Origin of the sequence: Xenorhabdus bovienii SS-2004, assembly GCF_000027225.1 — a bacterium.
Taxonomy (GTDB): domain Bacteria; phylum Pseudomonadota; class Gammaproteobacteria; order Enterobacterales; family Enterobacteriaceae; genus Xenorhabdus; species Xenorhabdus bovienii_C.
Map to the genome: position 1 here is coordinate 2,513,420 of NC_013892.1, position 26,936 is coordinate 2,540,355.

Sequence of the window (26,936 nt, forward strand, 5' to 3'; positions counted from 1 at the left end):
TCCTGCCTTATTTAAATTGTTTGAGGAAACGCAAGTCGTTTTCGAAGAAAGCACGTAAATCTGTGACGCCGTAACGCAACATAGTTAAGCGTTCCATCCCCATACCAAAAGCAAAACCAGAATAGATTTCAGGGTCGATACCAACACTGCGCAATACATTTGGATGTACCATGCCGCAACCCAATATTTCCAGCCACTTACCATTTTTACCCATCACATCGACTTCTGCGGAAGGTTCCGTAAATGGGAAATAGGAAGGACGGAAACGAACTTGCATCTCTTCTTCGAAAAAGTTATTCAAAAAGTCATGTAATGTACCTTTCAGATTAGTAAAGCTGATATCTTTATCAACAATCAGCCCTTCTACCTGATGGAACATTGGAGTATGTGTCTGGTCATAATCATTTCGGTATACGCGACCTGGTGCAATGATACGGATCGGCGGCTGGCGTTCTTTCATAGTACGGATCTGTACTCCTGAAGTTTGTGTACGCAGCAAGCGCGTTGCATCAAACCAGAATGTATCATGATCAGCACGAGCAGGGTGATGTGCCGGAATATTCAGGGCATCGAAGTTATGATAGTCATCTTCGATTTCTGGGCCAGATTCAACAGAAAAACCCAATTCGCCAAAGAAAGTTTCAATACGTTCAATCGTGCGGGTAACAGGATGTAATCCACCATTTTCCATACGACGGCCAGGCAATGAAATATCGATTTTTTCTGCTGCCAAACGTGCATTCAGAACATCAGCTTCCAGTTTAGCCTTGCGAGCATTCAATGCTTCCTGCACTTCCTGTTTTGCCTGATTAATAACAGCCCCTGCCGCTGGACGTTCGTCGGCTGGTAAGTCACGCAGCGATGACATCTGGAGGGTTAAATGGCCTTTTTTTCCCAGGTATTCAACTCGCACCAAATCCAACGCGGCAACATCCTGGGCTTCCTCTACGGCTGCTTCTGCCTTTGCAACCAGCTCAGTAAGATGTGACATCGTTTTCCTCTTCCTTCGGCCAGATGGCCCTTTAGTAGTTGTTATCGACTATGCCCCAAATAGCTATTAGTGAGGTCATAAAAATAAAAAAGCCTCCACATTGGAGGCTCAAGCGCTTTTTTTCGTTTCTTTTCTTACGCTCAAAGCCCCCCGATTTCAGGCGCTAAAGTAAAAAAAGAAACGAAAAAAAGCTAATTTCATCATTGCCATTCTCTCCATTATGTCCTTATTAACCCAATCAATAGTAAGCCATATTTTGGGGGAAAGTAAAAGAGGGAGCTTGCTCCCTCTTCTAACCTGACTTATGCCAGAGCGCCCTTCGCTTTTTCAACCAAAGCAGCAAATGCTACTTTGTCGAATACAGCGATGTCAGCCAGAATCTTACGGTCGATTTCAATCGAAGCCTTTTTCAGGCCATTGATGAAACGGCTGTAAGACATGCCGTTCTGACGTGCAGCAGCGTTGATACGTGCAATCCACAATTGGCGGAATTGACGTTTACGCTGACGGCGGTCACGGTAAGCGTACTGACCAGCTTTGATAACTGCCTGGAAAGCAACACGGTAAACGCGCGAACGGGCACCGTAGTAACCTTTCGCTTGTTTTAAAATTTTCTTGTGACGTGCACGGGCAATAACACCACGTTTTACGCGAGCCATATACTTCTCCTATCGTCTCTGAATTCTAATCTAAAAATTTGCTTATGCGTATGGCAGACAAGCAACAACCAGGCCCAAATCTCCTTTGGAGACCATGCCTTTTGGACGTAAATGACGCTTACGTTTAGTTGATTTTTTAGTCAGAATGTGACGAAGGTTAGCGTGCTTACGCTTGAAACCACCACTGGCAGTTTTCTTGAAGCGTTTAGCCGCGCCGCGTACTGTTTTAATCTTTGGCATTTTAATTTCCACTTCGCATTGTTGATTACAACGAATTAGTAAGGCGAATAGACTCCAACCAAAAACTGACTGGAGCCCATTACTTGACTGCCTGACTATTTCTTCTTAGGAGCGAGCACCATGATCATCTGGCGGCCTTCGATCCTCGATGGGAAAGATTCGACCACAGCCAGTTCACTCAGATCTTCACGAATGCGGTTAAGCATTTCGATACCAATCTGCTGATGCGCCATTTCACGTCCACGGAAACGCAGGGTGATTTTAGCTTTATCGCCATCTTCCAGAAAACGAATCAGGTTGCGTAGTTTGACCTGATAGTCGCCTTCATCTGTACCAGGACGGAATTTGATTTCCTTAACCTGAATAACCTTTTGTTTCTTTTTCTGTTCTTTGACTGATTTACTCTTCTCATAGAGGAACTTGCCGTAGTCCATGATACGACAAACCGGCGGTTCGGCATTTGGGCTGATTTCAACTAAATCAACACCAGCTTCCTCAGCTTTCTCAAGAGCTTCTCTCAGACTGACAATACCAATCTGTTCGCCATCTAATCCTGTTAAACGAACTTCAGAGGCGCGAATCTCTTCATTAATGCGATTTGGGCGCGCCGGTTGAATTCTTTTTCCGCCTTTAATACCTTATTCCTCCAATTGATGAAGATTGCGACTGCGTATTTCTGTCAGTAATTTTTCTATAAACTCACTGACATTAATGCTACCTAAATCCTTGCCACGGCGGGTACGAACAGAAGTTTTTCCTGATTCGACCTCTTTATCGCCGCAAACAAGCATGTAAGGCACTCGACGCAGAGTGTGTTCGCGAATTTTAAAACCAATCTTCTCATTTCTCAAGTCTGCTTTTGCACGAATGCCAGCATCTTGAAGTTTTTTAACCAATTCCTGTACATAACCTGCCTGACCGTCAGTAATATTCATGACGACAACCTGTTGAGGTGCCAACCATGTTGGGAAGAACCCAGCATATTCTTCAGTCAGGATACCAATGAACCGTTCCAGAGAGCCTAGAACAGCACGGTGGATCATTACAGGAACCTTACGTTCGTTATTTTCACCGACATATGACGCATTCAAACGCGCTGGCAATGAAAAATCGAGCTGCACAGTACCACATTGCCACGCACGATCCAAACAATCATATAGAGTAAATTCGATCTTAGGGCCATAAAAAGCACCTTCACCCGGCTGATATTCAAATTCAATACCGCTTTGTTTCAGTGCTTCAGCAAGATCAGCTTCTGCTTCATCCCACTGTTTTTCAGTGCCAATACGTTTTTCTGGACGAGTCGATAATTTGACAACAACCTTCTCGAAACCAAATGTATTATACACGTCATAAATCATTTTGATGCAATTGCTAACTTCTTGATGAATTTGGTCTTCAGTACAGAAGATGTGTGCATCATCCTGAGTAAAGCCGCGTACACGCATCAATCCATGCAATGCCCCTGACGGTTCATTACGATGACAGCTACCAAATTCAGCCATACGCAACGGCAGGTCACGATAAGATTTCAGACCCTGATTAAAAATCTGGACATGTCCTGGGCAGTTCATCGGCTTCACGCAGTATTCACGGTTTTCCGATGATGTGGTGAACATATGTTCTTTGTAGTTTTCCCAGTGACCTGTTTTTTCCCACAGGATACGATCCATCATGAATGGGCCTTTCACTTCCTGATAATGGTACTCTTTCAGCTTAACTCGGGCAAATGTTTCCAGCTCACGGAAAATTGTCCAGCCATCATTATGCCAGAATGCCATGCCCGGCGCTTCTTCCTGCATGTGGTACAGATCAAGCTGTTTGCCGATTTTACGGTGATCGCGTTTTGAAGCTTCTTCTAAGCGTTGCAAATAGGCATTGAGTTGTTTTTTGTCTGCCCATGCAGTACCGTAAATACGCTGCAACATTTTGTTGTCGCTATTGCCACGCCAGTATGCGCCCGCTATTTTCTGCAATTTGAAGTGATGGCAGAAACGCATATTAGGGACGTGTGGCCCACGGCACATATCCATATATTCTTCATGGTGATACAGACCCGGATAATCATCACGGCTGATATTCTCATCCAGAATCTGGATCTTGTATTCTTCGCCACGAGCTGCGAATGCTTCACGCGCTTCCTGCCAACTGACTTTTTTCTTGATGACGTCATAATCTGTCTTGGCAAGCTCCAGCATGCGTTTCTCAAGCAACTCGATATCTTCCTGCGTCAAAGAACGATCCAAATCAACATCGTAATAGAAACCATTGTCAATCACAGGACCGATTGCCATTTTCGTATCAGGCCATAGCTGCTTAACTGCATGACCTAATAAATGTGCACATGAGTGGCGAATAATTTCCAGACCGTTTTCATCCTTGCTGGTAATAATTGCAAGGTTAGCATCGGTTTCAATTAATTCACATGCATCCACCAATTCGCCATTAACACGGCCAGCAATACACGCTTTTGCCAAGCCCACACCGATATCGCGAGCCACATCCATTACAGAAACAGCATGCTCGAATTGACGTTGACTACCGTCAGGAAGAGTAATTACAGGCATTTAAAATCCTTATCTACAGTGGTGACCCACACGAAAGATCACTTGCATGAAATAAAATTTGTTTATTTTCAATTCGTTATTAGCAATCTCTTACTTCACTCTGTAAGTTATGTACACAATTCATCAAACTACCTATGTACATTGCTAAAACTCAAAATCCATATTAACACACAGAGTTACTATCTGACTATGTTGATAAATTATCAATCATCTCTCCACCCCACCCATCCGTTTGCCGACTACATTGATGAGATATCAACCCCCTTCGCGACTACCTGAAAGAAAAGTGGGAGATTGTGGAACAGTGGGAAAGGAAGCTACTATCACTATCCAACTTGAGGTTAACCCTATTAATTGCCTTATACTGGAAGATTTTTTCAACGGTATGGTAGCAACCAAAGCAGCAAGAATGCGCTCTATTGTGATTCCGGCCTTCCACCATTTTGATGACCCCCGCTGGTCACTGGCTGATATTAAGTTAAATTCACTGGAAGAGTTAACCATAGAAAACATTACTTGATAGTTGCTCTGTGCTGCCATTTTTTGATTTGTATTTTCCCTACAGGGCAGCGCAAATATTCATCATAATGTACTTTATCCTAGCTGCTCTAGGTAAAAATCAATTAAATCTTAGTGTTCTATATTAATAAATAACAGATTTATCTTATTTACCCCCTATCATACTTGTGAAAAACCCTCTATACTGCCTCACTGTATGTATAAACAGCAATCAGCATAAATAATCAATATAAATCGTTATGACAGCAGAAGGGCATCTCCTTTTTTCAGTTGCCAGCCTCATATTGGCTCACCAGCTAGAAATTACACCAGAAATAGCACAGGGAGACTGGCTTCATATGCTTCCCGGAGTGCTTCTGGCCTCATTGTTACCTGATATTGATCATCCCAGTTCAACGTTAGGTAGATTATTTCGTTTTATATCAATTCCTATTGCCCGACTATGTGGGCATCGTGGATTTACTCACAGCTTACTAGCCCTGGGAGTAGGAATTATTCTCTTCCAGGCTGAAATACCGTCTGGGTGGCCCATTCCAACTGACTTTTTTCATGCAATGATTGTGGGTTATATCAGCCATCTGATTGCTGATATGCTTACACCCGCAGGCATCCCACTCTTATGGCCACTGAGGATACGTTTCTGTATCCCTATTCTTAGAGGAAAGGAACGCAAAAAAGCGGAGCGATTTATTGCTGTGCTGGTGCTCGTCATTGCCATTCTCCTTCCACATCAAATTGATTTTTCGTTTATCCACCACTATTTTGATAAATTACAAATCGATAAGTTGCAAATTGACAAGTTACAGAGTCTATATAAGTAGCGGATTAAATATAGTCTTATTAGTTCATGACCCCATTTCCTCAATGGGGTCACCCTCAAAAACATAAACAATGTTTATTTTTTTCACTTTTATCACTATGTGTAAATCCACAAATTATATCAATAATCAGCAAATATCAGACGAAAATCAAATATAATAATATAAGTATTTATAATCAATTTTACTAGGTAGTAAGAAATCATTATATTTAATTCCATTTAATTATAAGTAAGGCTTTTCTTATGCTGATAACATGTTTTCTTATTCTATTAAATGGTATAACGTTCCGTTATAACCTAGTACGATTAAATACCATACAAAAAATCATATAGTTAGAAATTTTGGAGTCTAGGGATGAATTTACCACTCGTCATTAATGTGCTGGTTTTTGTAGCACTACTTATAGTATTAGCAAAAGCGAGCTCAAATAAGTGGAGCCTGTCCAAAAAAGTTGTTGTTGCCCTAATCATGGGTGTTGTTTTTGGGCTGGCATTGAACGTCATTTATGGTGCACACAATATCATTGTGAAAGAATCAATTAAATGGTTCAATATCGTCGGCAATGGCTACGTGCAGTTACTGCAAATGGTCATTATGCCATTAGTTTTCGCTTCTATTCTGAGTGCAGTCGCACGTTTACATAAAGCGTCCGCTTTAGGAAAAATTAGTTTCCTGACAATTGGAACCTTGTTGTTCACCACTGCTATTTCGGCTTTAATCGGCATCATTATCGCCAATGTGTTTGGTCTGACTGCTGCAGGATTAATTCAAGGCACACAAGAAACGGCGCGCCTGTCTGCTATTGAAACAAGTTATATCGGCAAAGTTTCAGATCTGGGTGTACCACAGCTTATCCTCTCTTTTATTCCTAAAAATCCATTTGCTGACCTTACTGGAGCAAGCCCTACTTCAATTATCGGTGTTGTAATTTTTGCCGTGTTTCTAGGTATCGCTGCATTACAAATGCTTAAAGATGACCATGAACGTGGTGAGCGAGCTCTTATTGCCATTGATACCCTGCAAGCATGGGCAATGAAACTCGTCAGGCTGGTTATGCGCCTAACACCATACGGCGTTATGGCTCTGATGACTAAAGTCGTTGCCAGCTCCAACATTCACGATATTGCACAATTGGGCAATTTTGTCGTTGCTTCCTATATTGCCCTTGGGTTGATGTTTGTCGTACATGGAGGACTTTTGGCACTTACTGGCATCAACCCGATCAAATTCTTCAAGAAAGCCGGCCCTGCTCTGACGTTTGCATTTACCAGCCGTTCAAGTGCTGCCAGTATTCCGTTGAATGTTGAAACACAAACACGTCGCCTTGGTATACCAGAATCCATTGCCAGTTTTTCTGCTTCTTTTGGTGCGACTATCGGTCAAAATGGCTGTGCCGGTATTTATCCAGCTATGTTAGCGGTAATGATTGCCCCAACCGTCGGTATTGACCCTTTCGATCCCCTGTGGATTGCGACTCTCGTCGGTATTGTGACGATCAGCTCTGCAGGTGTCGCTGGTGTTGGTGGAGGTGCAACATTCGCAGCACTGATTGTTTTACCTGCTATGGGGCTACCTGTGACTTTAGTCGCACTACTGATTTCTGTTGAACCTATTATCGATATGGGCCGCACAGCATTAAACGTCAATGGTGCAATGACAGCTGGTACAATCACTAGTCAATTGATGGGTACAACTAACAAAGAAATATTAGAGCAAGATGAAACGGTAGGATTAAGTCAGTCCTAATCTGTATCAGATAAAATTCCGCTCCCTGTGTATATCAATGATCAAAGGGAGCATTTTTTATCTGTATCTCCCCTCATACTACCTATATATTAGTTGCATAATATCCTCAAAAAACTAAATTTCGCTCACAAGAGCAATAAAAAAGCCGGCATTCATGATGAATACCGGCTTTTTTCACTGAATATTTACTTCAGACCATAATAGAGCAGGTCACTATGGTATTACTTTATATATTCACCACTACGAAGGGCTTCAATACGCTTATCTAATGGAGGATGAGATAAGAATAATTCACTGAAGCTCTTAGACTTACCATTAATACAGAATGCCATCATACGACCCTCTTCTTGAGGCTCATAGCTGGTTTTAAGACGTTGCAACGCAGCAATCATTTTTTCACGCCCAACCAGTTTCGCTGATCCTGCATCGGCGTGAAATTCACGGTAACGGGAGAACCACATGGTAATAATGCTTGCCAGAATACCGAATACAATCTCCAGTACCATCGAAAGCACCATATAAACAATTGGATTACCGTTGCTGCTACTTTCATTCTCATTATCATTGCTGGACAGGAAACTTGAAGCCGCCTGTGCGATGATACGCGAGATAAAAATAACGAATGTGTTCACAATTCCTTGCAACAGCGTCATCGTTACCATGTCACCATTAGCGATATGGCTGATCTCATGAGCAATAACAGCTTCCGCTTCATCACGACTCATGTTATTCAGCAACCCAGTACTGACAGCAACTAACGAAGCGTTACGACGTGCGCCTGTCGCAAATGCGTTAATATCAGGAGCATTGTAAATAGCTACCTGTGGCATGGTAATACTAACCTGATCTGACTGACGGCGAACAGTTTCCATCAACCACAATTCCATTTCATTGGAAGGTTTTTCAATGACCTGACCACCAACAGCACGCAATGCCATCCATTTCGACATTAACAGAGAAATGAACGCGCCACCAAAACCAAACAAACCAGCCATAATCATGAGACCAGCTACACTACTTTGCTGAACTCCTGTGAGTGAAAGTATTATCCCAAACACCACCATGACCGCGAGGTTAGTGAGAAGGAACAAGGCTATTCGCATCATATAAATTTATTTCCTTTAATTATCAAACAATTCAACTAAGAGCCAAACCATAAATATGGAGATTCATTCCATATTATTCAATTTTTTTAAGATGCTAAGCGATAGAATCAACATAACTTTACAGTGTCACAAAAAAGGCCGACTACCAAGTCGGCCTTTTATCTGTAACGAACTTTAAAATCACTTCGTCAGAGTTATTTCGGCTGGTTGATGTGCCAAATCCAGAGCAATTTGTACCGATTCATCTAAGTAGGGATCTGGCCCTTTGTAATCTTTCGGTAAATCATCAAGTGACTTGAGTGGTTTTTTATCCTCTCGTTTAAATCGCTCATTAATACGATTCAACTTGATTGATTCATACTCCTTATTCTCTTTCTCTCTCTGCGCATAATTCAGAGAATAAACGCCATTACGAGCTTTTATTAATTTGTAATAAGCAATATCTTGCTTGATATATTTAAACTCAGGAGCATTGGCAATACGCTGGTTATGCAATTGAGTCAGTAACGGCACCCACGCTGAAATAACCTTTGAGAAGGGATAAGATGCCGGCTGAATACTATCCCACGGTAACGCATTGTCCTCTTGGCTTTCACCTATATCAGCAGGCTCTTCCGCTGTTGGCATAAGGATATCAGGAGTTACACCTTTAAGCTGAGTACTGCCACCATTCACCCGGTAAAATTTCTGAACAGTATATTGCACTGAACCAATCTCTGGCCAGTCAGGTTTTAACATCTGATCATAAATACGATTTAGAGAACGATGATTCTGAACAGTGCCTTTACCAAAAGTAGGATCACCAACAATTAAGCCCCGGCCGTAATCTTGCATAACAGCAGCGAAAATTTCAGATGCTGAAGCACTCCTGCCATCCACTAAAACGACTAGAGGGCCTTTATAATATATTGCTTCATCAGTATCCGAGTCTTGTTTTATTCTACCGGTATTATCCCGGATTTGAACAATCGGACCAGTAGAAATAAACAAACCAGACAGCGATACAGCTTCAGTTAACGCTCCACCACCATTGGTCCGTAAATCAATTACAATTGAGGACACGCCCTGTTTGGTCAATTTTTGCAGCTGTATTTTCACATCGTTAGTCAGGCCAACATAGAAACTCGGTATATCAAGGACGCCAATTTTTTCTTTTCCTACCGTTTTTACTGACATCTTAACTGCATTATCTTCAAGGCGAATATTCTCACGAGTTAACGTGACGATATGATTTTTAGCCCCTTTCGTGCTGGGTATGATTTCAAGGCGAACTTTACTTCCTTTCGGTCCTTTTATCAGAGTCACAACATCTTCCAGACGCCATCCGACAACATCTACAATTGGCTTCCCGGCTTGCCCGACCCCAATAATTTTGTCCCCATCCTTCAGTAAATTGCTTTTCGCTGCGGGGCCTCCCCCAACCAGTGAACGAATAGCGATATATTCATCATCATATTGTAAGACAGCGCCAATTCCTTCAAGAGAAAGGCTCATTTCTGAATTGAATTGTTCTGTATTGCTAGGTGAAAGATAGCTAGTGTGAGGATCTATTTCACGCGCAAAAGCCATCATGATAATTTGAAAAACGTCCTCACTCTTACTTTGATTAAGACGTTTTAGATGAGTTCGATAACGTTTGGTAAGTATTTCCTTGATTTCTTTATCATCTTTACCAGACAGTTTGAGATTTATCCAATCAGATTTAATCTTGGCATCCCAGAGTTTATTTAATTCCACAACGCTGGTCGGCCACGGAGCCTTAGTACGCTCGGTTTCAAACGTATCATTGCCATCTAAATTAACAGGCTGTTCCAAGCGAGAAAGAACATATTGATAACGTTCGAAACGGCGCTTCTGCATCAAGTTAAACAGAGCATAAGGCAGCCTTAAATCACCATTTTCAAGCTCTTTACCTAAAAGCCCTTTCTGTTCAGCAAACTGTGCAATATCTGATGCAAGAAAAACATTATGGCCATAATCTAATGCGTTCAGGTAGCGATCAAAGACTTTCCCTGAAAAAGCAACATCCAGATAAAAATGGCGGTAGTGAGAACGCAGAAAGCGAGAAACAATCCGCTTACTCACGGTTGAATGTTGTTGTTCCGGTTTTAAATCTGGCAATTGACTGAGGGCAATAACAGGCGCATTGTTCCCATTAACGGTACTGCTACCGATGACATTAGCAGTATTTGCATACCCTATACCAGAAAATGATAGACCTAAAACGAAAGCCAAATTAATGAGTTTGTTCATGCCCAAGTTGGCCTCCGTATCAGAACTTTAAGTGTTCTGCGCGTACAATCATTGCCAGACCAGTAGGTAATTGCACTCTTACACCATCTTTTGCAATTTCGAGTACAGAAGCATCCATTAAACTTTTACCTACATTTACTTTGATTGTCTGCCCGACTTTCAAAGAGGATACGTCTGTGACTGAGGTTAACTCAGGTTGTGAAATTCTTGGTTGTGCAATTTTTCTTGTAACGTTATCTGCTGGTTTACGTGACTGTTGCAGACGATTTTGCGAACGAGATGAACGTTTTTCACCATCACCTGATGCTTGACGACGAGGTGCCGTCTTTTTATTCACAGGATGTTCACTTTTTTTGTCGGATGCGTTTTCGGTTTCACGTTTCTTGGCACGTTGTTCAGCCCGTTGAGCCTGTACTCGCGCTTTCGCTTCTGCCAGTTGCTGACGCGCATGTTCAATGTGCTCCACTTCCAGCTCACCACACGCATTACCATCAAGGTCAACACGCTGGGCACCTTCTTTAACACCATAAAGGTAGCGCCAACTGGATGTATACAAGCGCAAAGCAGAACGAAGTTGTGTTTTACTTAAACATTCTTCACTCTGAATACGTTCAACGATATCCTGAAAGATCCCGATCTTTAGAGGACGTGCTTCACCTTCTGCTGCGAAACAGAGCGGAAAGCGCTCCGCCAAGAAAGCAATGACTTCTTTACTACTATTCAACTTAGGTTCAGTTTCCATGAAATTTCCTGATTACAACGGTTTTGCCAACCAGCGCAGGCATGAACAGGCGACATTATAATAGCCTTACTGATAAATGCCACGTTATACGTATGTTAAGTTACGTTCTGTTGTAGATATTTTGGCACAACGCATTGCCCCAAATGCTTACAAAGCCTGATAACAAGCGCTTTCAAGCCCTGTTCATCATTTTCATCAAACCGTTCAAAAACAGTGCTGTCGATATCCAATACGCCAATAATTTGCCCATTAATTTCCAAAGGAAGGACAATTTCAGCGTTACTGGCAGTATCACAAGCTATATGACCGGGAAAAGCATGTACATCAGAAATGCGCTGAATACTATTTTTTGCCACAGCAGTTCCACATACCCCTTTTCCTATAGGAATACGGACACAAGCGATCTTACCTTGAAATGGTCCTAAAACTAGAGTATTACCATCCACCAAATAAAAGCCGACCCAATTAACATCATCCAAATAATCACTTAATAATGCACTTGTATTGGCAAGAGAAGCGATTAAATCATATTCACCTGACAATAGAGCCATCAAACTATCTGATAGCTCCTGATAAAATTTATGCTTATCCATACGCACCTATTATAAAGACCATATTATTTAACGTTATTAGTACAAAATTTTAACATAAAAGTTATCATCCTGCTATCTATAAACTACTTTGAACAATAGCCTATCATCAAGGCAGGCATCCTTCTAGAATACCGTTTGTATTCCTGAATTAGAATTTTCTTTAATTATTTTTACCAGTACTCACTTATAAAATTCAGGTAAATATCACAATTTATATTAAAAACTCGCCTGACTTGCAGTCAGATCCGTGTCCTTGTTCATATTATTATGATAAAACACCTTATCAATATACTGAGGGTTGTTTGATCTCCATTCTCTTAATATATATCAGGAGAAAAAACAATTTATTGAAAAAATTTCCAGCGCTATATGGTAAGAAAATAAAAAAAGGCCGAGTATACTCCTCTACTCGGCCTATGGAAAATGGCTCTATCAAAAAGCCTTGCGCTAAAAACTACCATTGAGACGTAGAACAACCTACCACTTAAAGCATAGTTGACATGCAATGATTTACCAAGTTTTGTCTCTCACAGACTGTAACTAAGCCGCGCTTCACACTAGCAGTATCAACTTATAGTCATTTTTTGTCACGTGTATTGTCACATAAAGCTAGTGCCGCTTTTTGGAATGGCTCAATACTCATTTTTTGATTGGAATGCTCAGGATCATCTAAAAGGATCTTATTTAACGATGTAGCAATGACTTTATTGGATACCATAAGCTGTGTTGCACGATCATTCAACGGGTACTGCATTAATGTACTGGGATTAATCACAAATAGCGCCCCATCTGAGCGGCAATCAAGCATAACTTCTTCACGGTTAAAGGCCCATTGTTTCCCAAACTGCAATTTGCTGACAGTTTGTATTGATGCGGCAATGCCCTGAAAAGAGAAAAACAAAAAAGCTAAAACCCAATATACTCGTTTCATTATCATTCCTCTGATAGACATATGCGCCTGATTCTACCGATCACTTTCGTGTTTATATAGCCATCACTCAGGAATCATACGGGGGGTTCCGTTGCAAAGATGGCTATGCATAACAGTACAGATGTTCCCAGAATAATCTCCAACCAGCTATTCAGGGTCAACCATTCATAGCGTCTTTTCTGATTTAACCTGGGTACCAAAATATAACGATTGATCAGCGCCAGAAGCACCATGCCAGCAACCAAGGCAATTTTCAACCACAGCATTGATTGATACTCAGAAATGGTGGTACAGAAAACTGGCCAGTCTGGGATTAAAATGATGCTGCTCACAATACCCGTGGTGATCACCATAAAAACGGCAAGATGCCCGTAATTCGAAAATTTCCGCATTGCAGCTACGCTTTCACCAGATAGCTTGTCTGCTATATAACCGCTATATGTACCATCGCGATATAAGTTAAAATACAATGTATTCTTCAGCCGCAAGAATTGCAAACACAGTAAAAAAGGCCACAGGCCACCAAACCAATAACCAGCACTCAGTAAATGAACAATCTGGTTAGCCTGAAGTAACAACCCGATATTCCCCTCATGCATTGCAGCATGACCAATGAAAGCATGGCTTGACAGCAAAATAACAGAGCAGGCCAACAATAAGAAATTTCTAGTTTTAGTATGAAAAAAGAACAAGCACACAACAGCAAGTGCTGCAACCAACAGCTGCCATTTCCACACTTTGCCAAAAGCAGTTCCCAGCACGGCTAGCCAAATATCGAACTGATAAACATCATGCCAGCCATCTCCCATTAATCCTGTCTGTATGATAAACCAGGCTATTGAAGTTATTAAGGCCAGCACAGTGCTGATTGACACTCCGACTCTCAACCGTTCTCTCATCAGTACCGAAAAACGGCCTGAGGCGAGCATGACAGTAAACAGACTGAGGCCAAACATCAGCATGACTACCACAAAATGAAAGAAACGGCAAAGTATGTATAACGCCTCAAGCGAAATCATTATTTTACAGTAAAGTTATAAGCGCCTTTTGTTTTATGTCCATCGACAGAGAGCACACTCCAGTCGACGCTATATTCTCCCGCGACAAGTTTATCTTCAACTGGCAGAATTAATTTAGTCTTAGTGTCAGGATCAAGTTCTAGCTTACCCGTTTTGACGGTTTTCTTTTCTGGGCCAATCAGTTTTACTTTACTAAACCCAAGCTCAATACGCTCTGAAAAGCTCAAAGTTATAGCTTGTGGAATTGCTTCAACGGTTGTGTTTTCTGCTGGCGTCTGGTCTTTCAAATACGCATGAGCCAAAGCCTGTTGACAAGACATTCCGACAAATAGAACCACTAGAGCAGATAATTTAGCCCAGAATGAACGGAGACTAAGAATGGACATAATAGATAACCCTTTAATATACAGGTGAATTTTCATACCTAAATAGGGATTCTATATCAAAAAACAGGTTTAATCTGCGATAATCTGCGGCCAAAGTCATGACCTGTGAACCACTACGCAAAAATGAGGACAAAAATGAAAAGAACCGTAATTCCTGCCACAAAAACAAACGAAAAAGCGGAAATTACGGTAAAAAAACCAGATGAACTTATTTTGCTTATCTATCAGGCATGTGCTGGTACAGACAATCCTTTCAGATCTTTATCCAGTAAGAACAGCGAGTTGCCACTTTCACCTACCATACCCAATTTATCCAGAATGGATTTGAACAGTTTTTCTTCTTCATGTTGTTCAGCAACGTACCACTGTAGGAAATTAAAAGTAGAGTAATCCTGTGTCATCATCGCTACATGAGCCAGCTTGTTAATCTCTTCTGTGATCAATTTTTCATGTTTATAGGTCTGATTGAATACATCAGAGATGGAGTTAAATTCAACCGGAGGGGCCTGAATAGCACCGAGAACAGGCATTGCTCCCGTGTCACCCAAATAATCAAACAGACGCTGCATGTGCTGCATTTCTTCCTGTGAATGGGCTCTCAAAAATGCAGCCGCGCCTTCATATCCTTTGTCACTACACCATGCACTCATTTGCAAATATAGGTTGGCAGAATAAAACTCCAGATTTAATTGCTCATTTAATTTCTTAACCATTTCTTGTTTTAACATCAACCCATACTCCTAGTAACTTATTAAATTCCGCATATTATGCCTATTAAAAATAAATAAAACAAAAATAAAATAAAAATATTCAATCGATTGATAATTAAGAGTTTATTTAAAATAAATAATAAGAATAAATCTCATTAAATATAAGAAAATAAGAATCACTTTTATTTAATTAAATATCTAATTGAAAAAATAAATAGTCAATAGAAATGATAATTAATATTATTAATGTTTAGTTGGTCATTTTTACCACAATTAAACAACTTGCTAAATAAAGAGGTCTCGATTAATTTTATCTCGTAAAAATGAGTGTTAATTTTTAGAGAGGATATGATGGTTCATAACTTAGCCAAGTTATCTAAAGATGAAATGGATAAGGTCAATGTTGATTTAGTTGCATCAGGAGTTGCATTTAAAGAACGCTATAACATGCCTGTCATTCCTGACACAGTTGAACAATCTCAACCACAGCACTTGAGAGAATATTTCCGGCAGAGATTAAGTCATTACCGCGAGCAATCAAGGTACTTTTCACGCTTACCTTATGAACCCAGAAGTCGTTAGAGATGGGACAAAGAAGATAACCACCACTTAAGTGGGTGGTTATCTCTGCTATTTTCCAGCAAACTTATCAGTCGCCTTGATCAATTGGTGTAAAATACCTGCTTCGTCAAAGGAATGACCAGCACCTTCTACAATATGCAACTCCGCTTCCGGCCATGCTTTTGCCAGATCCCATGCATTCTGTAACTGACATACCATATCATAACGTCCATGAATGATCGCCGCAGGAACATGCCTGATAAGATCAATATGGTCTAATAACTGCTGTGTATTATCCATAAAGCCGTTATTAACGAAGTAGTGATTTTCAATACGAGCAAATGCCAGAGCAAATTTATCTTCTGAGAATGAATCTACATTTTCAGAAGGCAATAATGTTACTGTCTCACCTTCCCAAAGGCTCCATAAACGGGCAGCTTCCAACTGTACTTCCGGATCATCACTCATCAGACGTTTACGGTAAGCGTCCATTACATCTTCACGTTCTTCCTCGGAAAGGATAGATATCATGCGTTCCCATTTATCTGGGAAAAAACGGGAAGCACCGTCCTGATAATACCAATGCAATTCTTGGGTACGAAGTAGAAAAATACCCCTTAACACCAGCTCTGATACACAACTCGGATGTTTCTGAGCATAAGCCAGAGACAAAGTTGTTCCCCATGAACCGCCAAAAACCAGCCAGCTATCAACTCCCATCAAATTACGCAGGCGCTCAATATCATCAATCAAGTGCCATGTTGTATTGTTTTCAAGACTGGCATGGGGTTTGGAGCGCCCACAACCACGTTGATCAAACAACATGACATGGTAGCACTCAGGGTCAAATAACTGTCGATGATAATTTGCGCTCCCTCCACCAGGGCCTCCATGAATGAATACCGCAGGTTTACCTTTTGGATTGCCGCACAGTTCCCAGTAAACCTGATGTCCATCTCCAGTATCCAGATATCCCGTTTGGTACGCGTCATAAGCCGGATAGAGTTTTCGTAGTTCCGCCATAAAGACCTCTCACTGGTTAAATAAAACGGGATACACTCCCAGTATCCCGAATACATTTAAAAATATCATGACAAACTATTTACTTTACCTCACTATAATTGATTGTATCTTTTTGACAATCAATTGTGACATTGTAACTTTTGTCTCTTTGGGAGCCACGAACAATAAGCGGAACCTGTAACGCATTTCTATCGCCAGTCATATCATTGACATTTACCCATGCAATGGGCTTTGACGTTCCTAATTGTTTCCTGTCCTTATCCCAGTGATGAATACGATTTTGTAAGAAATCTTGTTTGACCTGTGCTGCTATTTGGTCTTTGGTTAAGTTTTTGCAAGAAACAAACTTCGCCATGTGATCATTTTCAGCGGCTGACGCAATAGTCAATGAAACGGAAAGCAGAATGCCTGTTCCCAATAAACCAATACGATGAATAAATTGGTTTGACTTCATATTACCTCCTATTACCACCCAAAGAATATGGATTAAATGTTGGGGTAAACTAACATGTAATAGAAAGTAATTATGTGAGTTTTGTTAAAAATGCGTTGCGGTTATTTCTCGTCATCCTCAAATAAAATATGAATCTGCTCCTTGCCCTGATGTTTCTCCCTCAGCTCTTGAGCAACAATAGCAATAGCTTCTCCACTGCTCATACCTTCTGAAATTAGCTGATGGATCCTTTCTACTGCAACTTGCTGTTCTTCATGGGATAATGCCGGCATACCTGAAAACATGACCATAACCTCAAATATACGTTCACAATTAACGACAAGCGGGATTATATACCCAATAGGTTTTAATAGACGCTTTTATCTCAAGTCAGGAGTGAGATTCTGTGATAATCTCCACCAGTTAATAAGTTATTTATTCGAATTACCCAACGCCAACACTGGTTACATCATGAAGATTGCATTACAAAAACGACTTTTACCTTATTCTCCTGATCTTGCCACCCGATATTTTGCTCCTCTCTCAGTATCACCTTGGGCAATGTTGTTACATTCTGGAACGGCTGAACATCCCCATAACCGATTTGATATTTTAGTTGCCGAACCAGTAACAACGCTTATCACACGGGACGAATCAACAGAAATAAACTGTAATGGTGACGTTTCGCTCTCTCAGGAAGATCCATTCTTGTTGTTGAAAAAGCATCTGCATATTCGCAATATTGCTCCGCAATTCGATCCTGATTACCCTTTTCAGGGGGGTGCATTAGGTCTATGGGGATACGATCTTGGCCGCAAGATTGAAAAATTACCTGCCATTGCTGCCAATGAACTGGATTTTCCGGATATGGCCGTTGGGATTTACGACTGGGCTCTGATCATCGATCATCACCAACAGAAAGCAACATTACTGGGTTATCACAATCTCGATAATCGTCTGGCATGGCTAGAATCGCAGAAAAAAAACCGGGAAACAAATTTCTCCCTGAGCAGTCAATGGCAATCTAATATGACTGCTCAGCAATACCACGAAAAAATCGCCCAGATTCATCGCTATCTGCGTGATGGAGACTGCTATCAAGTCAATCTGTCGCAGCGCTTTCATGCCAGCTATCAGGGTGATGAATGGCAGGCCTTCACCCAACTCAATGATAGTAACCGCGCTCCCTTTTCTGCTTTTATCCGTTTGCCTGAAAACTGCATTATCAGCGTTTCGCCTGAACGTTTTTTATTACTGGAAGATAAGAAAATCCAGACGCGTCCAATTAAGGGAACATTACCACGATTGCAAGATCCGGAAGAAGATCATTTACAAGCCAAAAAATTGGCTAACTCCCGTAAAGATCGCGCTGAAAATCTGATGATTGTTGACTTATTGAGAAATGACATCGGACGGGTTGCAACGCCAGGCTCAGTCAAAGTTCCTGAATTGTTTGTCGTTGAACCCTTTCCCGCTGTGCATCATCTGGTCAGTACCATTACAGCGACATTACCTGATGAATATCATGCCACCGATTTACTCCGAGCCTGTTTTCCAGGTGGTTCAATCACTGGCGCACCCAAAATTCGTGCTATGGAAATCATTGAAGAATTAGAACCTCATCGTCGGCATGGATATTGCGGTGCCATTGGCTACATTAGTTTCTGCGGTACAATGGACAGCAATATCACCATACGTACCTTACTGACAGAAAAGGGAAAAATTTACTGTTGGGCTGGAGGTGGTATCGTCGCAGATAGCATTGCTGAAAAAGAATATCAGGAAACATTTGATAAACTGGGGCGCATTTTACCTCAATTAGGAGAACTCCATATACCATGACATCGCTTTCTGACTTCATTCATCGGTTTCAATTGCAACTTCCTGCGCAGCCAGCAAATTTGGCGAGCAACCAGCGAAATGCTGCTGTATTGCTACCGATCATCTGTAAGCCAGAGCCAACACTTTTGTTAACCCAGCGCGCTAAAAACCTGCGTTCACATGCCGGCCAGATCGCTTTCCCTGGTGGAGCCACCGATCCCGAAGATCATTCTCTGATTGCCACCGCTTTGCGTGAAGCAGAAGAAGAAGTCAGCATTCCACATCACAAAGTACAAGTATTGGGGCAGCTAGCCCCCTTAGACAGCAGTGGAGGCTATCGTGTTACTCCCGTTGTCGGGTTAGTCTCTCCCTCTCTTTCTTTTCGGACAAATCCAACAGAAGTGGCAAGAATTTTTGAAATTCCACTTTTTGATGCCCTCACTCTTCCCCACTACCAACATTTAGATATAAAAATCCGCAATCGACAGCACCGGGTCTATTTTTATTGGTATCGTGAACAAATGATTTGGGGATTAACTGCGGCTATTATTTATCGGCTGGCACAACAAGTTCAAAGATCGGTCTAACAATAATCGCAAAGCATCACCAAAATGTGCGTTTTTTAGCCACATTCATATCAATTGCTATTATAATTAAAAAAAAACTGTAAACTCCTTTATCAACGCTACTAAATAACAGTAAAGTAGCGCGCTTTAATATAAATAACTATATCTCTTTCTTCTTAAAGGAGTCTGGCGTGATTAGCGTTTTCGACATGTTTAAGGTGGGTATTGGCCCATCCAGCTCTCATACTGTTGGTCCTATGAAAGCAGGAAAACAATTTGTCGATGATCTTGTAAACCAAGGAGTAATGTCCTCTATCACGCGTGTAGCTGTTGATGTTTACGGCTCACTTTCATTAACTGGGAAAGGTCACCATACGGATATCGCCATCATCATGGGGCTGGCAGGTAACATGCCCGCGACTGTTGATATTGATTCAATTCCTGGTTTTATTCGTGATGTTGAGCAAACTCAACGTTTGCCGCTGGCAAATGGTTTACATGAAGTCGATTTTCCTCGTGACGGAGGTATGAACTTCCGCAGCGATAATCTGTCACTACATGAAAACGGTATGCAGGTTCATGCATTCGCAGGTGACGAAAAAATTTACAGCAAAACTTACTACTCCATCGGTGGTGGGTTTATTGTTGATGAAGAACATTTCGGCAAACCCTCTCAAGATACCAAACCAGTTTCTTATCCATTCAGCTCTGCTGCTGACCTGCTGATGAATTGCAGCAAAACAGGTCTGTCTGTTTCTGGCTTGATGATGAAAAACGAGCTGGATTTGCATAGTAAAGAAGAAATCGGCGAATACTTTGCCGATGTATGGAATACCATGCAAGCCTGTATTGACCGAGGTCTGAACACGGAAGGCCTATTGCCAGGCCCACTGCGTGTGCCTCGCCGTGCCGCAGCTCTGCACCGTATGCTGACATCATCAAATAATTTTTCCAATGACCCAATGAACGTGGTTGATTTGATCAATATGTTTGCATTGGCGGTCAATGAAGAAAATGCGGCGGGTGGCCGAGTTGTAACAGCGCCAACCAATGGTGCATGTGGGATCGTGCCAGCGGTACTGGCTTATTACAACCACTGCATCGAGCCAGTTACACCAGATCTTTATATCCGCTATTTCCTTGCCTCTGGTGCAATCGGCATCCTGTATAAGATGAACGCGTCTATTTCTGGTGCAGAAGTAGGCTGTCAGGGCGAAGTTGGGGTTGCCTGCTCAATGGCAGCGGCAGGTCTTGCTGAATTGTTGGGTGCGAGCCCTGAGCAAGTTTGCATTGCGGCAGAAATTGGTATGGAGCATAACCTCGGTCTGACTTGTGACCCAGTTGCGGGTCAGGTGCAGGTTCCATGTATCGAGCGTAATGCGATTGCTTCAGTTAAAGCCATCAATGCGTCTCGCATGGCACTTCGCCGTACCAGCGAACCACGCGTTTCGCTAGATAAAGTCATTGAAACTATGTACGAAACAGGTAAAGACATGAATGCGAAATACCGTGAAACATCACGCGGTGGTTTGGCGATTAAAGTTCAGTGTGATTAATCACAGATGCCGTTCATCAACACCATGATGAGTGGTCTTCCTATCCATTATTAGCGCACACACCTTACCTAGAAAAATATCCCTGCTGCATAGCAGGGATATTTTTTTGGCTGAAACGGATCACTTAAGTACATTATTTTCTCTATTCTCCACTAAACATCACATTTTTTTTATACAAACATTAATGAAATGTTACCGAAAACAGTTCAATGAACCATTCAAACAAAAATAAAAAGAACTAAAATTCATTATTTAATAAAAAATAAAATGAAAATCTTGTTTTCATCTATCAAAACAGCCCATCTTAATTTTTCTGACTGATAGCAATTTTCTTAAATGCTTCAAATGATAATCTAACGATATATTTTCTTATGTAACAAAATATAAAGCCATGAGAAATGAAATAGTTGAGATAGATTTTCGATAGGACATGATGTTTGCAACTATCATATTGATTAATAGGAGGCGCAATACATTAGAAATATTGAGAGTAAGCTTGCAGTAGACCTGAGTTCAATTGTTACAGAAAGGGGAAAAACAAGTGAGTATAGCCATTATGATTGGCACACATGGGGCTGCGGCAGAGCAACTGCTTCATACCGCAGAGATGTTGATTGGAGAACAGGAAAACGTTTCTTATATTGACTTCGTACCCGGTGAAAATGCCGATACATTGTTCGACAAATACAACCAGAAACTGGAATCACTTAATACAGAGCAAGGTGTCTTATTTTTCGTGGATACCTGGGGTGGTAGCCCATTCAATGCCGCTAACCGTATCGTGGTTGATAAAAACAACTACGAAATCATCACTGGCGTAAACGTCCCCATGCTGGTTGAAGCCTTCATGTGCCGTGACGATAATCCATCAATGGAAGAACTGGTTTCTGTGGCACTGGAAACAGGAAGAGAAGGTATCCGGGCCCTTAAAACAGAACAAGCTGAAGAAACCCAAAAACCAGAACCAGTCAAACCCGCAGCACCAACCATTGCTCCCGCTTCATCACCTACCGTTTCAGGTGGCGGGCACATGAAAATTGCCCTTGCGCGCATAGACGACCGCCTTATTCACGGTCAAGTTGCAACTCGCTGGACAAAAGAAACCAATGTTAAACGCATCATTGTGGTCAGCGATGATGTGGCACAAGATACCATCCGCTCTACTTTGCTGAAACAAGTTGCTCCTCCTGGCGTCAGCGCTCATGTGATAGACGTTGCTAAATGTGTTCGTGTTTACAACAACCCTAAATATGCGGGTGAGCGTGTCATGCTCTTGTTCACAAATCCTACAGATGTACTGCGTATTGTCGAAGGCGGTGTTTCGCTTGAATCCATCAATATCGGTGGTATGGCTTTCCGTCAGGGCAAAACTCAGATCAATAACGCCATTTCGGTTGATAGCGCTGACATTGAAGCTTTCGAGAAATTAAATTCCCGCGGTATAGAACTTGAAGCTCGTAAAGTTTCCAGTGATACCCGCTTGAATATGATTGATCTGCTTAAAAAAGCTTAAAAAAGCTTAAAAAAAGACAGATGCTATTTTACTAACCATTACTCAATAACGAAATTCTAACCAAATTCCATTTGGTTACAGGAGAAAAACAATGGAAATTACCGTTGTTCAACTTTTGTTGATATTCATCGTTGCCTGTATTGCAGGCATGGATTCCATTCTTGATGAATTTCAATTCCACCGTCCGCTGGTTGCCTGTACATTAGTCGGCTTAGTGCTGGGTGATATGAAAACCGGCATCATCATCGGCGGTACACTCGAGATGATTGCCCTTGGCTGGATGAATATCGGTGCAGCAATCGCCCCCGATGCAGCATTAGCTTCCATCATTTCAACCATTCTGGTTATCGCTGGTGGGCAAGATGTTGGTGCAGGTATTGCACTGGCTATTCCTCTGGCGGCGGCAGGACAAGTATTGACCATTATCGTCCGTACCCTGACCGTTGGCTTCCAGCACGCGGCGGACAAAGCCGCAGAAAACGGTAACCTCCGTGCAATCAGCGCCCTTCACATTTTTGCTTTAGCGCTTCAAGCAATGCGTATCGCCCTGCCTGCATTAGTCGTGGCATTATCAGTCGGCACGTCTGAAGTTCAGAGCATGCTGAACGCGATTCCACAGGTTGTCACCAGTGGCCTGAATATCGCAGGGGGCATGATCGTCGTTGTCGGTTACGCCATGGTGATTAATATGATGCGCGCTGGCTACTTGATGCCCTTTTTCTACCTTGGTTTCGTCACAGCGGCCTTTACTGATTTCAACCTTGTTGCATTAGGTGTCATTGGCGTTGTTATGGCTATCCTGTATATCCAACTTAGCCCTAAATATAACCAATCACAAGCAGCCGCTTCTGCCGGCAATACTTCAAATGACCTTGATAACGAATTAGATTAAGAGGATGAACAACATGTCAGATACAACAAACATAGGTCAGAAAAAGCTGACACAAAGTGATATCCGGGGTGTTTTTCTCCGTTCTAATCTATTTCAGGGTTCATGGAACTTTGAACGTATGCAGGCATTGGGTTTTTGCTTCTCAATGGTGCCAGCCATTCGTCGCCTCTATCCTGAAAATACTGAGGAACGAAAACAAGCCATAAAACGCCACCTGGAATTCTTCAACACCCATCCTTATGTGGCAGCACCTATCCTTGGTGTCACCATGGCAATGGAAGAACAGCGTGCCAATGGTGCCAATATTGATGACGGTGCCATCAACGGGATCAAAGTCGGCTTGATGGGGCCACTGGCTGGCGTGGGCGACCCGATTTTCTGGGGAACCGTGCGTCCAGTTTTCGCCGCCCTTGGTGCCGGAATTGCTATGAGTGGTAGCATGATGGGGCCAATTCTATTTTTCTTCCTGTATAACTTAGTACGATTGCTCACCCGTTACCTTGGTGTGGCTTACGGCTATAAAAAAGGCTTGGATATCGTTAAAGATATGGGCGGCGGCTTCTTGCAAAAAATGACAGAAGGAGCGTCAATTCTTGGCCTGTTTGTCATGGGCGCGCTAGTCAATAAATGGACTAAAGTCAATATTCCGCTGGTAGTTTCTGAAGTACCCGATCCTACCACTGGCGTAATAAAAGTCACCACAGTTCAAACTATCCTTGACCAATTAATGCCTGGTTTGATGCCGCTATTGCTGACTTTCGGCTGTATGTGGCTGCTGCGGAAAAAAGTCAATCCACTGTGGATCATCATGGGCTTTTTCATTCTGGGAATCGTGGGCTTTCGTTTTGGTTTCCTTGGCTAAGTTTGATTTCTCTACGTTATTTTCGTATTTGGGGAGGTTATCCTCCCCCATTTCTTTATTGCAAGAACAAACATATTCTAAAAAAACCATTAGCTATATAAAAATTAAGGATTTGAAATGAACTTCAATGATATCATATTGATAATATTGATTTTATTAATGTTCGCTTTTGCGATTTATGATGAATTTATTATTAATCAGCTCAAAGGAAAAACGCTATTAAATATAAAATTAAAAAGAAAACATCGGATCGACGCCTTAATATTTATCGTTCTGATTTCCATCGTCATTTATAATAATGTTATCGTACAAGGCAATCAATTAACCACCTATTTACTGTTGTTTATCATCTTGTTTACAATATATTTAGGTTATATTCGCTCACCTAAACTTATTTTCAAAAATAAAGGATTTTATTACGCCAACCGTTTCCTTCAATATGAAAAAATAAACGCAATGAATCTATCTGAAGACGGTATTTTAATGATAAGCTTTGAAAAAAATAATATCTATATTACTGTAAGTAAACTAGATGATTTAGAAAAAATCTATCAATTCCTTATCAATAATAAATAATATTATTATTCCTCATCGATACCCATATTTTAAATGAGGCGAATAATTAATATTAGCTTCATTTCTCAATCATGATGAATAATGATAAGCATTATCAATAACAACTTTTAATATATAACTAAATATTTTTTGCCTTTTATTTTAAATCTGGTATTGTCACTTTCAGTCATTGGGGAGTAGCCTGTTCCAAAACATTTTTGGAAAATTCGTATCAACATACTCGTTTTCAACAAAACGTGGTACGAGTGCCTGAAGAGTCTAACAAAAATAAGCTCTGAATCGGTTGGCAAGACCATAGACACATGACACCACCATTGGTTGGGTGTGGGTTATGTGTATATGGAATCACCCAGCCGAGGCTATGTTGATGAATCTCTACGCAACACTCATTCTCGCATTCGCACTATCTATGGACGCTTTCGCTGCCGCAGTAGGAAAAGGTGCTGTTCTTCACCGCCCACGTTTCCGTGAAGCGATCCGCACAGGTATTATCTTTGGTTTGGTTGAAGCCTGCACGCCTTTAATCGGTTGGTTTCTGGGACTTTATGCCAGCCAATATATTATGGAATGGGATCACTGGATTGCATTTTCACTGCTGTTCATGCTTGGCTGTCGGATGATTATTGAAAGCTTGAAAATTGATGCACAAACTACTGTTGAATCTACTCCTCGCCGCCATAGTTCAATGACATTAATTATCACTGCAATAGCAACTAGTCTCGATGCAATGGTAATTGGCGTCGGTCTCGCCTTCTTACAGGTCGATATTTTTCATACCGCCATGACAATTGGAATAATAACCATGATTATGGCTACATTAGGAATGTTAATTGGGCGCTATATTGGTCCATTATTAGGCAAACGGGCAGAATTGATTGGTGGTCTGATATTAATTATCATTGGATTCAATATATTATTTGAGCATCTTAAATTATTTATGTATGCAGCATAATTATCTTTCCGGAATAGATATCTTCCTATATCTATTCCGAATCAAACTATCATTATCAAATACGCCGATAAACTTTTAGCGTAAAATCAGCTTCACAATTAAATAGTTTTTCAGTCATCAAATTAGTTTTAACCTGTTCTGATGCCCGCCAGGCAAAAGGGGTCATCTGCAATAAATTATGGGCTTGCTCACCACCCAATGGCATTGCATAGGCCAGCATTTCTGTCGAAATTAATTCAAATCCCTCCCATTGTTCCTTGTTTTCAGGGTGTAAATTCACTTCCTGATAAATCAATTCCTTCAGCTGATATAAATGACGAGGGCCGGGTGTAACCGTCAAAACAATGCCATGCGGTTTTACAACACGAGCTAATTCAGTCGCTTTGCAAGGAGCATAAATCCGCAGAATTCCGTCAAGCGAGCCATCAGCAAATGGCAGACGATGGCTGGATGCTACGCAGAAATTGACTTTTGGATAACATTTAGCCCCATAACGAACCGCTATTTTCGCTACATCCAGGCCATATACCGTCATATCCCGATGGAGATTCAACTGTGCCTGTACCGCAGCCGTATAATAGCCTTCACCACAACCAATATCCAATAACGTTCCGGCGCCCTCTGGCAAATATTTGTCAAGCAACTGAATAGTTTTCTGTTGTAATGCCCGATAGTAGCCAGAATGTAAAAACGCCCTTCTCGCCTGCATCATTTCAACACTGTCACCCGGTTCTTTTGAGCGTTTATGTTGAACTGGCAGCAAATTAACGTAACCCTCTTTCGCGCAATCAAACTGATGATTGTTTTCACAGCGCCATTGATGATGAGTGAACAGTAATGGTGAATGACATAGAGGGCATTGATAAGACATAACATTCCGATGAATAGGGAAATTTAG

29 protein-coding genes, 1 pseudogene, 1 riboswitch and 1 other annotated feature are annotated in these 26,936 nt (G+C 41.5%); of the genes and pseudogenes, 12 read left to right on the plus strand and 18 right to left on the minus strand.

The window, feature by feature from the left end; genetic code table 11:
* Nucleotides 1–7: 7 nt before the first annotated feature.
* The 6 genes from pheS to thrS form a co-directional block, all read right to left on the minus strand.
* Entirely contained in the window at nt 8–991 is a 984-nt protein-coding gene (gene pheS, locus XBJ1_RS10745; RefSeq protein WP_012988969.1) for a phenylalanine--tRNA ligase subunit alpha, read from the minus strand.
* Nucleotides 992–1,073: 82 nt separating this feature from the next.
* Nucleotides 1,074–1,196 (minus strand) — a sequence feature (Phe leader region).
* Nucleotides 1,148–1,210: a pheST operon leader peptide PheM gene (pheM, locus tag XBJ1_RS23010; protein ID WP_143827731.1), complete on the minus strand. Its 63-nt coding sequence runs from the start codon at nt 1,208–1,210 to the stop codon at nt 1,148–1,150. It overlaps the preceding feature by 49 nt.
* Before the next feature lie 83 nt (nt 1,211–1,293).
* On the minus strand, nt 1,294–1,650 hold the full coding sequence (rplT, locus tag XBJ1_RS10750; protein WP_010847342.1) for a 50S ribosomal protein L20: 357 nt from the start codon (nt 1,648–1,650) through the stop codon (nt 1,294–1,296).
* Between the two features lie 42 nt (nt 1,651–1,692).
* Entirely contained in the window at nt 1,693–1,890 is a 198-nt protein-coding gene (gene rpmI, locus XBJ1_RS10755) for a 50S ribosomal protein L35 (RefSeq protein ID WP_006118955.1), read from the minus strand.
* Between the two features lie 95 nt (nt 1,891–1,985).
* Nucleotides 1,986–2,525 carry a translation initiation factor IF-3 gene (infC, locus tag XBJ1_RS19905; protein ID WP_071822481.1) on the minus strand — a complete coding sequence of 180 codons (540 nt, stop codon included), beginning with the start codon at nt 2,523–2,525 and terminating at the stop codon, nt 1,986–1,988.
* A gap of 3 nt (nt 2,526–2,528) precedes the next feature.
* Nucleotides 2,529–4,457, minus strand: coding sequence for a threonine--tRNA ligase (gene thrS / locus XBJ1_RS10765; RefSeq protein WP_012988971.1), 1,929 nt, complete (start codon nt 4,455–4,457; stop codon nt 2,529–2,531).
* Nucleotides 4,458–4,788: 331 nt separating this feature from the next.
* Between thrS and XBJ1_RS10770 the strand changes: the two are divergent.
* The 3 genes and pseudogenes from XBJ1_RS10770 to XBJ1_RS10780 form a co-directional block, all read left to right on the plus strand.
* Nucleotides 4,789–4,977 (plus strand): annotated as a pseudogene (locus XBJ1_RS10770) (hexitol phosphatase HxpB); the annotation flags it as partial.
* Nucleotides 4,978–5,215: 238 nt separating this feature from the next.
* The gene (locus XBJ1_RS10775) at nt 5,216–5,797 is read left to right on the plus strand and encodes a metal-dependent hydrolase (protein ID WP_012988974.1); all 582 of its coding nucleotides are present in this window, start codon (nt 5,216–5,218) and stop codon (nt 5,795–5,797) included.
* Nucleotides 5,798–6,151: 354 nt separating this feature from the next.
* Nucleotides 6,152–7,543 carry an L-cystine transporter gene (locus XBJ1_RS10780; RefSeq protein ID WP_012988975.1) on the plus strand — a complete coding sequence of 464 codons (1,392 nt, stop codon included), beginning with the start codon at nt 6,152–6,154 and terminating at the stop codon, nt 7,541–7,543.
* Between the two features lie 221 nt (nt 7,544–7,764).
* Here the strand turns inward: XBJ1_RS10780 and htpX are convergent, their stop codons facing one another.
* The 8 genes from htpX to ftnA form a co-directional block, all read right to left on the minus strand.
* On the minus strand, nt 7,765–8,649 hold the full coding sequence (gene htpX / locus XBJ1_RS10785; RefSeq protein ID WP_012988976.1) for a protease HtpX: 885 nt from the start codon (nt 8,647–8,649) through the stop codon (nt 7,765–7,767).
* Between the two features lie 180 nt (nt 8,650–8,829).
* Complete coding sequence (gene prc, locus XBJ1_RS10790; RefSeq protein WP_012988977.1) at nt 8,830–10,902, minus strand: carboxy terminal-processing peptidase; 2,073 nt, start codon at nt 10,900–10,902, stop codon at nt 8,830–8,832.
* A 19-nt stretch (nt 10,903–10,921) separates the two neighbouring features.
* A complete protein-coding gene (gene proQ, locus XBJ1_RS10795) occupies nt 10,922–11,644 on the minus strand; it encodes an RNA chaperone ProQ (protein ID WP_012988978.1) in 723 nt (240 codons plus the stop codon).
* A 95-nt stretch (nt 11,645–11,739) separates the two neighbouring features.
* Complete coding sequence (locus tag XBJ1_RS10800) at nt 11,740–12,237, minus strand: GAF domain-containing protein (protein ID WP_038198908.1); 498 nt, start codon at nt 12,235–12,237, stop codon at nt 11,740–11,742.
* Nucleotides 12,238–12,814: 577 nt separating this feature from the next.
* Nucleotides 12,815–13,168: a YebY family protein gene (locus XBJ1_RS10805; RefSeq protein ID WP_012988980.1), complete on the minus strand. Its 354-nt coding sequence runs from the start codon at nt 13,166–13,168 to the stop codon at nt 12,815–12,817.
* A 74-nt stretch (nt 13,169–13,242) separates the two neighbouring features.
* Nucleotides 13,243–14,187, minus strand: coding sequence for a copper homeostasis membrane protein CopD (copD, locus tag XBJ1_RS10810; protein WP_012988981.1), 945 nt, complete (start codon nt 14,185–14,187; stop codon nt 13,243–13,245).
* On the minus strand, nt 14,187–14,573 hold the full coding sequence (gene copC, locus XBJ1_RS10815) for a copper homeostasis periplasmic binding protein CopC (protein ID WP_012988982.1): 387 nt from the start codon (nt 14,571–14,573) through the stop codon (nt 14,187–14,189). Before copC ends, copD begins: the two co-directional genes overlap by 1 nt.
* Before the next feature lie 224 nt (nt 14,574–14,797).
* Nucleotides 14,798–15,301: a non-heme ferritin gene (ftnA, locus tag XBJ1_RS10820; RefSeq protein WP_012988983.1), complete on the minus strand. Its 504-nt coding sequence runs from the start codon at nt 15,299–15,301 to the stop codon at nt 14,798–14,800.
* Nucleotides 15,302–15,634: 333 nt separating this feature from the next.
* Between ftnA and XBJ1_RS19910 the strand changes: the two genes are divergently transcribed.
* Nucleotides 15,635–15,865, plus strand: a complete 231-nt coding sequence (locus tag XBJ1_RS19910) for a DNA polymerase III subunit theta (RefSeq protein WP_012988984.1) — start codon at nt 15,635–15,637, stop codon at nt 15,863–15,865.
* A gap of 48 nt (nt 15,866–15,913) precedes the next feature.
* On the opposite strand, the gene pip is transcribed toward XBJ1_RS19910, so the two are convergent.
* The 3 genes from pip to XBJ1_RS10835 all read right to left on the minus strand — a co-directional run bounded on the left by pip (nt 15,914) and on the right by XBJ1_RS10835 (nt 17,605).
* Nucleotides 15,914–16,867, minus strand: a complete 954-nt coding sequence (gene pip, locus XBJ1_RS10825) for a prolyl aminopeptidase (RefSeq protein ID WP_012988985.1) — start codon at nt 16,865–16,867, stop codon at nt 15,914–15,916.
* A 79-nt stretch (nt 16,868–16,946) separates the two neighbouring features.
* Nucleotides 16,947–17,321, minus strand: a complete 375-nt coding sequence (yebF, locus tag XBJ1_RS10830; RefSeq protein ID WP_012988986.1) for a protein YebF — start codon at nt 17,319–17,321, stop codon at nt 16,947–16,949.
* Between the two features lie 101 nt (nt 17,322–17,422).
* On the minus strand, nt 17,423–17,605 hold the full coding sequence (locus XBJ1_RS10835) for a YoaH family protein (protein ID WP_012988987.1): 183 nt from the start codon (nt 17,603–17,605) through the stop codon (nt 17,423–17,425).
* 166 nt (nt 17,606–17,771) lie between these two features.
* Here XBJ1_RS10835 and pabB point away from each other — a divergent pair, with 166 nt between their 5' ends.
* The 8 genes from pabB (at nt 17,772) to mntP (ending at nt 26,038) form a co-directional block, all read left to right on the plus strand.
* Entirely contained in the window at nt 17,772–19,142 is a 1,371-nt protein-coding gene (gene pabB / locus XBJ1_RS10840) for an aminodeoxychorismate synthase component 1 (protein WP_012988988.1), read from the plus strand.
* Nucleotides 19,139–19,708 (plus strand): CoA pyrophosphatase, encoded by a 570-nt coding sequence (locus XBJ1_RS10845; RefSeq protein ID WP_038198910.1) that lies wholly within the window; start codon nt 19,139–19,141, stop codon nt 19,706–19,708. The genes pabB and XBJ1_RS10845 overlap by 4 nt, the downstream gene beginning before the upstream one ends.
* A 170-nt stretch (nt 19,709–19,878) precedes the next feature.
* Nucleotides 19,879–21,243 carry an L-serine ammonia-lyase gene (locus XBJ1_RS10850; protein ID WP_012988990.1) on the plus strand — a complete coding sequence of 455 codons (1,365 nt, stop codon included), beginning with the start codon at nt 19,879–19,881 and terminating at the stop codon, nt 21,241–21,243.
* Between the two features lie 541 nt (nt 21,244–21,784).
* Nucleotides 21,785–22,756 carry a PTS mannose transporter subunit IIAB gene (gene manX, locus XBJ1_RS10855; protein WP_038198914.1) on the plus strand — a complete coding sequence of 324 codons (972 nt, stop codon included), beginning with the start codon at nt 21,785–21,787 and terminating at the stop codon, nt 22,754–22,756.
* Nucleotides 22,757–22,847: 91 nt separating this feature from the next.
* Nucleotides 22,848–23,648, plus strand: a complete 801-nt coding sequence (locus XBJ1_RS10860; RefSeq protein WP_012988992.1) for a PTS mannose/fructose/sorbose transporter subunit IIC — start codon at nt 22,848–22,850, stop codon at nt 23,646–23,648.
* Nucleotides 23,649–23,661: 13 nt separating this feature from the next.
* A complete protein-coding gene (locus tag XBJ1_RS10865) occupies nt 23,662–24,510 on the plus strand; it encodes a PTS mannose transporter subunit IID (protein WP_012988993.1) in 849 nt (282 codons plus the stop codon).
* Nucleotides 24,511–24,627: 117 nt separating this feature from the next.
* A complete protein-coding gene (locus XBJ1_RS10870; protein WP_012988994.1) occupies nt 24,628–25,086 on the plus strand; it encodes a DUF986 family protein in 459 nt (152 codons plus the stop codon).
* Between the two features lie 159 nt (nt 25,087–25,245).
* Nucleotides 25,246–25,447, plus strand: a riboswitch (yybP-ykoY riboswitch).
* 6 nt (nt 25,448–25,453) lie between these two features.
* Complete coding sequence (gene mntP, locus XBJ1_RS10875) at nt 25,454–26,038, plus strand: manganese efflux pump MntP (protein ID WP_012988995.1); 585 nt, start codon at nt 25,454–25,456, stop codon at nt 26,036–26,038.
* A gap of 55 nt (nt 26,039–26,093) precedes the next feature.
* On the opposite strand, the gene rlmA is transcribed toward mntP, so the two are convergent.
* Nucleotides 26,094–26,909, minus strand: a complete 816-nt coding sequence (gene rlmA, locus XBJ1_RS10880) for a 23S rRNA (guanine(745)-N(1))-methyltransferase (RefSeq protein ID WP_012988996.1) — start codon at nt 26,907–26,909, stop codon at nt 26,094–26,096.
* Between the last annotated feature and the right edge of the window lie 27 nt (nt 26,910–26,936).